The sequence below is a fragment of the Halodesulfovibrio spirochaetisodalis genome (assembly GCF_001672295.1).
In the GTDB taxonomy this organism is placed as follows: domain Bacteria; phylum Desulfobacterota; class Desulfovibrionia; order Desulfovibrionales; family Desulfovibrionaceae; genus Halodesulfovibrio; species Halodesulfovibrio spirochaetisodalis.
Genome location: NZ_JXMS01000043.1, coordinates 1 through 8,223 on the forward strand (window position 1 = coordinate 1; position 8,223 = coordinate 8,223).

The 8,223-nt window shown below is 47.4% G+C and carries 9 protein-coding genes and 1 pseudogene; 9 read left to right on the forward strand and 1 reads right to left on the reverse strand.

Annotation, left to right across the window (positions count from 1 at the left end):
• Positions 1-290 precede the first annotated feature (290 nt).
• Positions 291-676: pseudogene (locus SP90_RS16185) on the forward strand (MucR family transcriptional regulator).
• Positions 677-874: 198 nt separating this feature from the next.
• Here the strand turns inward: SP90_RS16185 and SP90_RS16190 are convergent.
• Positions 875-1,405 carry a chemotaxis protein CheW gene (locus SP90_RS16190; RefSeq protein ID WP_066858787.1) on the reverse strand — a complete coding sequence of 177 codons (531 nt, stop codon included), beginning with the start codon at positions 1,403-1,405 and terminating at the stop codon, positions 875-877.
• 324 nt (positions 1,406-1,729) lie between these two features.
• Here SP90_RS16190 and SP90_RS16195 point away from each other — a divergent pair, with 324 nt between their 5' ends.
• Genes SP90_RS16195 through SP90_RS16230 form a run of 8 tightly spaced genes read left to right on the forward strand, consistent with a single transcriptional unit; the run spans position 1,730 to position 8,186 of the window.
• Positions 1,730-2,131 (forward strand): cytochrome c3 family protein, encoded by a 402-nt coding sequence (locus SP90_RS16195; RefSeq protein WP_066858789.1) that lies wholly within the window; start codon positions 1,730-1,732, stop codon positions 2,129-2,131.
• A 9-nt stretch (positions 2,132-2,140) separates the two neighbouring features.
• Positions 2,141-3,337 (forward strand): 4Fe-4S dicluster domain-containing protein, encoded by a 1,197-nt coding sequence (locus tag SP90_RS16200; protein ID WP_066858790.1) that lies wholly within the window; start codon positions 2,141-2,143, stop codon positions 3,335-3,337.
• A gap of 9 nt (positions 3,338-3,346) precedes the next feature.
• On the forward strand, positions 3,347-4,306 hold the full coding sequence (locus tag SP90_RS16205; protein ID WP_066858791.1) for an RnfABCDGE type electron transport complex subunit D: 960 nt from the start codon (positions 3,347-3,349) through the stop codon (positions 4,304-4,306).
• Between the two features lie 3 nt (positions 4,307-4,309).
• A complete protein-coding gene (rnfG, locus tag SP90_RS16210; RefSeq protein ID WP_066858792.1) occupies positions 4,310-4,891 on the forward strand; it encodes an RnfABCDGE type electron transport complex subunit G in 582 nt (193 codons plus the stop codon).
• Positions 4,892-4,941: 50 nt separating this feature from the next.
• Positions 4,942-5,610, forward strand: a complete 669-nt coding sequence (gene rsxE / locus SP90_RS16215; protein WP_066858793.1) for an electron transport complex subunit RsxE — start codon at positions 4,942-4,944, stop codon at positions 5,608-5,610.
• Positions 5,611-5,625: 15 nt separating this feature from the next.
• The gene (locus SP90_RS16220) at positions 5,626-6,201 is read left to right on the forward strand and encodes an electron transport complex protein RnfA (RefSeq protein ID WP_066858794.1); all 576 of its coding nucleotides are present in this window, start codon (positions 5,626-5,628) and stop codon (positions 6,199-6,201) included.
• Between the two features lie 57 nt (positions 6,202-6,258).
• Complete coding sequence (rnfB, locus tag SP90_RS16225; protein WP_066858795.1) at positions 6,259-7,161, forward strand: RnfABCDGE type electron transport complex subunit B; 903 nt, start codon at positions 6,259-6,261, stop codon at positions 7,159-7,161.
• 14 nt (positions 7,162-7,175) lie between these two features.
• Positions 7,176-8,186 (forward strand): FAD:protein FMN transferase, encoded by a 1,011-nt coding sequence (locus SP90_RS16230; RefSeq protein ID WP_066858796.1) that lies wholly within the window; start codon positions 7,176-7,178, stop codon positions 8,184-8,186.
• Positions 8,187-8,223 lie beyond the last annotated feature (37 nt).

An 8,223-nucleotide genomic window follows, 5' to 3' on the forward strand; every position in this document is an offset into this window, starting at 1 on the left:
CAACTGTAGTATATACAGTGCTTATGCATCATTGATGGTAAAAATATGTAATTTGATTATGCTGATATAATAAAAAAAACTGCAAAAAATTCTATTGTGCGCATATGCAGTTCTGTAGTATGTCTATGCTGTATTTACCATGAGTTTAGCGGCACTTATGTGTAATATAGTAGTTGTTTTACGAGGGCTATAAAATAAGTAAATAGTCATTCCAGAACGCTATTTTAAATATTTTTTCATTTTCTGGGTATAATACTTGTTCATTTAATGGATAGGAGGGGTAGTTTTATATGGAAAGTTATTTGAAGGAAGCTCTGGAAATTGTCAAAGCACAAGCCAGTGTAAGGACAATGACAGAGGAAGAAATTACAACAATGGTGCGTAAGCTTGCCGGGGGATTAAGGAAATTAGTGCAAGCTGTGCCGTTGAAGATGACCCTGCATGTAAGGCGATTGATCCTAAAAAAGCAATTAAGGAAAAATCCATTACATGCGTTGAGTGTGGAAAGTCATTTAAAATATTAACTAAAAAGCATCTTGCAACACACGGACTTACGCCAGAAGAGTACCGTACTCGTTGCGGATACAAAAAGAACACGCCGCTTGTCTGTAAATCGTTACAGCGTGAGCGCCGTAAAAAGATGAAAGATATGCGCTTGTGGGAACGCAGAGCATAGAAAAAAACATCAACGAGTTAAAAAAAGGGTCATTTGACCCTTTTTTTGTGTCTGATTTTTGTTGAATGACTTCGAGTGAGCACTGTTTACAAGATAGCGGAAAGTGCAGGCATTTAAGCAAAAAGTACAAGTGTGTTGCAGTGCTGCAATAGTCTGTGTGCTGCTTCTCGCAGTGGGTACCACACTGACGGTACTGAGTTATGTAAGCTCATCAAGAGAGAAGAGGGTGGTTTCGTTGAGAAGGCGAATTCGAACACCGGCTCTGTACAGTTCTTCACTGACGAACTTCCGGATTGCTTCGCGGGACTGAATGTATGAAGCGGACGGTTGGCCTGTGGCAGTGCTTTTTGCTGTACTCGAGTTGAAGGGAATGTTTTTACGCTTCATCACTTCGGAGCTCTTGTATTGGACGATCTTGCCAAATCTCTCAACAAGTAAAGCTAATTGCGTTATTTTGCCTTCGATACTAGTATTGATGATTATAGCCGGATGATGAACTCGTATGGACGGCGCTGCGAGACAAAGTTTTTTGCTTATGTCCAGCACGGAAATTGTTTCAGAGCCATATGTTAATATGCCTGCCATAAAGGAGGGGGCCTTAGGAACTCTGGTGATATGTTCGGGATAGATCACCTCGTGCAGAAGGTGGAGCGGTAGTCCGAATGTTTCTGAGCCGGCAGAGAAAGTAAATATTTTTTTAAACGCCTGAGAACTGGTCTGAGTAAGCATAAATTGCACCGTATTTTGAGTTGATGTGGTGGGGTTGTACCGTAGTTTGGGCGCGTTGAAAACCAGTAGCTGTTTTTGATAACATCATGAAACTACACTGTATTTTTGACAGAAAAATAAGTTCCTGAGGTTACTTATTGATTTGATTGATAAATCAAACAAAAGAACTTTGATAGTCATAACATACCGTTATTTTTCCTGAATACAGGGGCGTATGAGCCTTTTCAAAAATGGAAAAATGGTCTAGTTAAAAGGCGCCAACAGACTATCTTTTTCTCCTTACTCGGACGGTCGGGTTTAACACCAGTATCAGGAAGGTGTGCCTTGCCAACGAGATACTTTCCAATCGCAATCATCACTGCGATTCTTATTGCCGTTGCATGCTACGGCTTTTTGCGTCCCGCAGAAACTGCGGCCGTTCCTATGCGTGTGCTGTTAGAAAACAGCGCAGGTATGGTTGTTTTTGACCATACCAAGCATGTGGATGAGTACGGCGTGGACTGTGAGACCTGTCATCATGAGCTTCTTGACGAAGCTGATGAGGACGGAAACATTCCGGACGACGCAGAACCGGTTCCATGTAGCGACTGCCATTCAAAAGTTTCTGACGATCCAGATGTACCGAACTTGATGGACGCGTACCATCAGTCTTGTATGGGTTGCCACGAAGAAATCGACGCTGGCCCTTACACAAAAGACCAGTGCAACCAGTGCCACTTCAAATAGGGATGTCTTATGAATAAGAATATCTTCATTCTGACTCATGGGGACACAGGAGCATTTGAGACTGGTTCAGTTCCTTTCGAAGTGCGTATTCCCCTAAATGGACATGGAAAAAAAGCGGTAAAGAAAAAAGCTGAAGTATACCCGGGCCTTCTTGTGGCAGACCACTCGAACGCTAAAATCGGTGATATGCATTCAGGCATTACCGGTGTCGTAACAGAAGTTACGGAAAAACACGTTGTCATCAAAGCTCAGGAGCTTGCTCCTGCTGCAGACGGTGAAGACCCTAAACCTACTGGTGTGGAGCCGGTTGCTCTTGCCGGACTCGAAGGCGATGAGCTGCGCGCCGCACTTAAAGGACTGGGAGTGGATATTCGTCCACTTATCAGACGTTGTGACCTGCTCGTCATTAACGCGCTGAATCCAGAGCCGGGTATTACCTACGCAGAAAGCATGCTTGTTCATGCAAAAAGTACTGTTAATGCAGGCTTGGAGATGCTTAAGCGTCTTTCTCCGGCTTCCAGAACCGTTGTTGCTCTGCCTTCAGCGTCCACTGCTGCTTTTGACGGTACTGATATCGCTTTCATTAATCCTCAATATCCAAACAGCCTTGATGAGCTTGTCGTTGCCAGCATTACCGGCAAAGAGAGCATGAAAGGTGTCAATGTTGTTGACCTGCATACGCTCTACAATCTGGGCGCAGTAGCTGAAAGCGGAATGCCGCTGACACATACTGTTGTCTGCGTTGAAGGGCGTAACATTGTTGCCCCTATCGGGACTCCAGTAGGTGCGTTGCTGAAAGAGGCTTCCATAGAAGTTGCAGACGGCGACAGTGTCATCATGGGCGGGCCTATGCGCGGGGAAGCCACTGGCGACCTGAATAAAGGCATAGCGAAAGACACAAAGGCCGTATTTGTAGTTCCTGCGGGAGTTTTTCAGCCTGTGTCTGATCACGCCTGTTTCAGTTGCGGTGCCTGCGTGCAGCATTGTCCGTCACGTATCTTGCCGAACATGATCTCTCGTTACGTTGAGTTTAACGAGATTGATTTCTGCCGTCAGGAAAACATAGGCGCTTGCATTGAATGCGGCCTGTGTACCTTCTACTGTCCGGCTCGTCGTCCGATGCTCCAGTTCATCAGACTTGGTAAACACAAAATTGCCCTTGAAGAAGCACAGGTTGCGGCATGTGCTCTGCAGGTTGATGAGTAGGAGGATAATATGGCTAAAAAATCTTTGTCCACTGCTCCATTCCTGACGGTTGCCTCCGCACCGCACATGCATTGCGGAACTTCCATCAAGGGAATGATGAGTACGATTCTGTTGGCACTGCTTCCGGCTGTTATCGGTGCAGTGTACTGGTACGGCATGGAAGCCATCCGCGTTATGGCGCTTTCAATTGCCACTGCGGTTATTGTTGAAGCACTGTGTTCCAAAATTATGGAAAAAGAAGTGCGCGTTGATGACTACCACGCAGTTGTAACCGGTTTGTTGTTTGCGTTTATCCTGCCTGCCGGTGCCGAATGGTGGCTGGTTGTTTCAGGCTCTGCCGTGACAATGGTGCTGGGTAAAATGCTGTGGGGTAACTTCGGCGGTGCACCGATCAGCGCGGTTGCAGTTGGCTGGGCATTTTGTATTGTCTCATGGCCGGTCTACATCAATGTTGATGCAACCATGCTGAATACAACTCTGGTTAACCCGCTTACCCAGTTACGGTATTTTGGTGTTGAATCTGTTGCTGATGCTTCAATGTACAATTTATTTATTGGTGACCAGCTGGGTGCGCTTGGCGCAGTGCAGGTGGGTGCATTGTTGCTTGGCGGGCTTATTCTCCTCGCACGCCGCGTAATTACATGGGAGATTCCGGTTGCTACCATTGCAGCAGTACTGATTACCGGTGGAATCTACTATGCAATTGATCCGGAGATGTATGCGAATCCGTTGTTCCACCTGTTTACCGGTTCAACCATGCTTTCGATTTTCTTTTTGCTGACAGACTTCACTTCCACGCCGAATACTCGTGGTGGTAAAATTCTGTTCGGCTTGATGGCCGGTTTCCTTATCATCCTCATTCGTACTTATGGTCAGTACCCTGACGGTGTGCTGTTTGCGGTATTACTTGCAAACATGATTACCCCGCTTTGTGATATGATTAAGCCTAAACCGTTTGGAGCGAGGTAAGCTATGCGTGAAATCTTGAAGATGATCGTTGTGTTGACCTGCATCAGTGGTATCTCAGGCTTTGCGTTATCTTCGCTCAAGCAGATGACCGCACCGACCATTGAATTGCAGTTGCTTACATTTGTTCAGGGACCTTCCCTGAAGCAGGTGTTGCCTGACTATACAAATGACCCTGTGCAGGAACGCAAAAAGTTCACGAATCCTCTTACTGACAAGCCTGTAAACGTATTTCCGCTTAAAGTGGATGGCGAGCTTAAAGCTGTTGCCATTGAAGGCTTTGGTGGCGGTTACGGCGATAACATTGGTGTTATGGTCGGCTTTGACCTTGAAGACAACAAGCTTGTCGGTATCGGCATAACCACAATGAAAGAGACCCCGGGGCTTGGAACCCGTATTGCTGAGCCGGATTTCCGCGCACAGTTTAACGGTATTTCTGAGTCCGAGGCTAAGTTGAAGTCTCAAGGCGGTGTGATTGACGCCCTTTCCGGCGCAACCATCTCTTCCGGTGGTACTGTGGCTGCGGTTCAAGATGCTGGCAAAATTTACAGCGCCTTGAAAGCTGATATTCTTGAAGCCTTTAAATAGGCTGAAGAAGAACGTGAACGCGCAATACTGCGCGATTTGAGGAGGAAAATATGGCCATGTGGAAAGAGTTTTCCAAAGGCTTGTGGGCGGAGCTTCCACCGTTCCGACTCCTGCTTGGTCTGTGTCCGACTCTTGCGGTTACAACCACAGCAGAAAACGGTTTTGGTATGGGGATGGCGGTTGTATTCGTTATCACTCTGTCCAGTTTTATTGTTTCGTTGATCCGTAAGATTATTCCGAAAAAAGTTCGTATCGCCTGTTACATTACAGTAGCTGCTTCCCTTGTAGTATCTGTAGAATTGCTGATGCAGGCATACGCTTATCCATTATATCAGCAGCTTGGTATTTTTGTACCGCTGATCGTTGTTAACTGCCTTATTCTTGGCAGGGCGGAAGCGTTTGCAGGTAAAAACCCTGTGCACCTGGCTGTTGCAGACGGTCTGGGCATGGGTATCGGTTTTACCTTGTCGCTTACCTTCCTTGGAGCTGTTCGTGAGTTGTTCGGCACCGGTTATGTTTTTGGTGTTGAAATCCTCAGCGGTTCATTTGAACCGGTTGAGTTCATGATTGCTGCTCCGGGTGCGTTTGTTGCGCTTGGTCTTATTCTTGCGGGTATGAACTACCTCAGCATTGTTAAGGCAAAACGTCGCGGTGAACCTGCACCGGAAAACCCGTCTACAGGCTGTCATGCATGTCGCGCCTGTGCTGGTCACAAGTAACTGGAGGTACTACCTATGGAATATTTCCTGATTCTTATCTCCGCGATCTTTGTTAACAACATCGTACTTGCCCAGTATCTGGGACAGTGCCCATACCTTGGTTGTTCCAAGGAAAAGGGCGTTTCTCTGGGTATGGGTGGCGCGGTTATCTTTGTTATGGTTATTGCAACCCCGCTTACATGGCTTATTCAGGAGTATGTGCTCCTGCCGCTTGATCTCGGGTACTTGCAGACCATTATGTTTATTCTCGTCATCGCATCACTGGTACAGCTTGTTGAGATGTTCCTGAAGAAATCTGTTCCGCCGTTGTACAACGCGCTGGGAATTTTCCTTCCTCTCATTACAACAAACTGCGCAGTGCTCGGTGTTGCAATTCTTGTTCAGCGTAAAGAGTTCGACCTCGGCCTTTCCATTTTCTACTCATTTGCATCCGGCTTAGGTTTCTTACTCGCTCTTGTGTTGCTTGCCGCCATTCGCGAACGGCTGGAAGTTACCCATCTGCCAAAGTCCATGCAGGGTGTACCTGCGGCTCTGGTGATGGCCGGTATCATGTCTCTGTCCTTCATGGCCTTTAAGGGCATGATCTCCTAGGCGCAGGGTACTATGCATGTGACTCCCCTTGCGGGATAAACCAACAAGGATAGCATTATGGTTTTGACATCTGTCCTTTCATTGCTAGCTCTGGGCTTTTTCTGTGCAGTGGTTCTTTCTGCTGCATCACGTGTCTTCTACGTGGAAGAAGACCCGAGAGTAGAGGCAATCTGCGATGCACTTCCGGGTGCTAACTGCGGCGGTTGCGGCTACGCTGGTTGTGAAGCGTACGCCATCGCTGTAATTACCGATCCTGACGTTTCTGCCGGCCTGTGTTGTGCCGGTGGTGCTGAAGTGACTGTTGCAGTGTCTGAACTCTCCGGCAAAGCTGCCGGTGGCGATGATCCGGAAATCTCCTTCCGCCGTTGTGTGAAGGATGAAGGCAAGGTTGAAAAGAAATTCGGGTATCAGGGTGTATTGTCTTGTACAGCAGCCGGTCTGCTTGAAGATGGTCCTGACGCTTGTAAATACTCCTGTCTTGGCTACGGGGATTGTGTAAAAGCATGTCCGTTTGATGCCATGTACATTGAAAATGATCTGGTTGTGATTGACCCTGAAAAGTGTGTTGCTTGTGGCGCATGTATCAATGTTTGTCCTAATCAGGTTCTGGAAATGATTCCGCGTCGCGCACGTGTTCAGGTTTTCTGTTCTACCAAGGACAAAATGAAAGCTGTTATGGACGTGTGTGAAGCCGGCTGTATTAACTGCATGAAGTGCGTGAAGAAATGTCCTGCAAAGGTTATCTCTCACGTTGATGGTCAGATCAGAATTGATCAGGCCGCATGTCTTGCATATGGCCCTGATTGCGAAGAAATATGTGTTGATGTTTGTCCGCGTGACATTCTGCGCTTGATGTGTCCTGTGGGTATTACCGCCAAGGCACAGGAAGCTGCTGCTGCGAAAAAAGCTGCAGAGGCTGCTCAGGCAGCAGAAGCAGAAAATCCACAGCCAACCGCCTAATAGGAGCGAAGACTATGACTACATCTCGTCGACAGTTCCTGCAGGCTTGCGGTGTGCTCGGTCTTGGTGCCGCTGTAACCGGCGTGCCAGCAGTTGCATCTGCCGCCCGTGTGGGTAACGAATACAAAGTGCAGGAAACCCGTTTTATGATGGGAACTGTGGTAACGATTACTGCACTGCATCCTTCCAAACAGCTTGGTGAGGAAGCAATTGGTCGCAGTTTTGAAGAGATTGCCCGACTTGAGGCACTTCTCAGCCGTTACCAGAGTGATTCACCTGTTTCTGTGCTCAACAGAGACGGACGTGTTTCAGGTATTCCTCAGGAGCTTGCAGAAGTTGTGCGCAGTGCACGCTTGATAAGCAAGCTTTCTGACAATGCCTTTGATGTGACCATTAAGCCTGTAGTTGATCTCTACACAGAGAAAGCAAACCGCAAAGGCGAAATGGACTTGTCCAGAGCTGAATTTGAAGAAGCTCTCTCTCTTGTCGATGCTGGCTCTCTTATTCAGAAGCGTGATTCCATCCGTCTTAATCGTGAAGGAATGGGCGTAACACTGGACGGCATTGCAAAAGGATACATTGTGGACAAAGCATCAGCAGTGCTCGCTGCACATGGTGCGAAGAATCACATGATCAATGCTGGTGGTGATATCCGGACTATGGGTGAAAAAGCCGGCAGCAAGCCTTGGGTTGTTGCTGTGCAGGATCCTGATAAGAAAGGAAACTACCCTGCGGTGATTCAGATGAACACAGGTGCTCTTGCCACATCTGGCGGGTATGAGGTGTTCTACGATAAGAATCACATGTACCACCATCTCGTCAGCCCTGAGTCCGGTTTAAGCCCGAACAACGTGGCTTCCGTGTCTGTGATGGCTCCGAGTGTAATGGAAGCTGACGCTCTTGCTACAGCGGCCTTCATCATGCAGTCCCGCAAAGGACTCCGGTTTATTGAATCTCTCAATGGACGTGAGGCATTAATTGTAACAAAGAACGGTATGAAGTTGAGTACATCTCAATTCGGCTAACAGCTCTTCATATACAGTATATAAAGTGCCGACCTGC

Coding starts and splice junctions, on each gene's coding strand:
- SP90_RS16200 (WP_066858790.1), top strand. CDS start 2,141: ATGAATAAGAATATCTTCATTCTGACTCATGGGGACACAGGAGCATTT.
- rnfB (WP_066858795.1), top strand. CDS start 6,259: ATGGTTTTGACATCTGTCCTTTCATTGCTAGCTCTGGGCTTTTTCTGT.
- SP90_RS16220 (WP_066858794.1), top strand. CDS start 5,626: ATGGAATATTTCCTGATTCTTATCTCCGCGATCTTTGTTAACAACATC.
- SP90_RS16190 (WP_066858787.1), bottom strand. CDS start 1,405: ATGCTTACTCAGACCAGTTCTCAGGCGTTTAAAAAAATATTTACTTTC.
- rsxE (WP_066858793.1), top strand. CDS start 4,942: ATGGCCATGTGGAAAGAGTTTTCCAAAGGCTTGTGGGCGGAGCTTCCA.
- SP90_RS16230 (WP_066858796.1), top strand. CDS start 7,176: ATGACTACATCTCGTCGACAGTTCCTGCAGGCTTGCGGTGTGCTCGGT.
- SP90_RS16205 (WP_066858791.1), top strand. CDS start 3,347: ATGGCTAAAAAATCTTTGTCCACTGCTCCATTCCTGACGGTTGCCTCC.
- rnfG (WP_066858792.1), top strand. CDS start 4,310: ATGCGTGAAATCTTGAAGATGATCGTTGTGTTGACCTGCATCAGTGGT.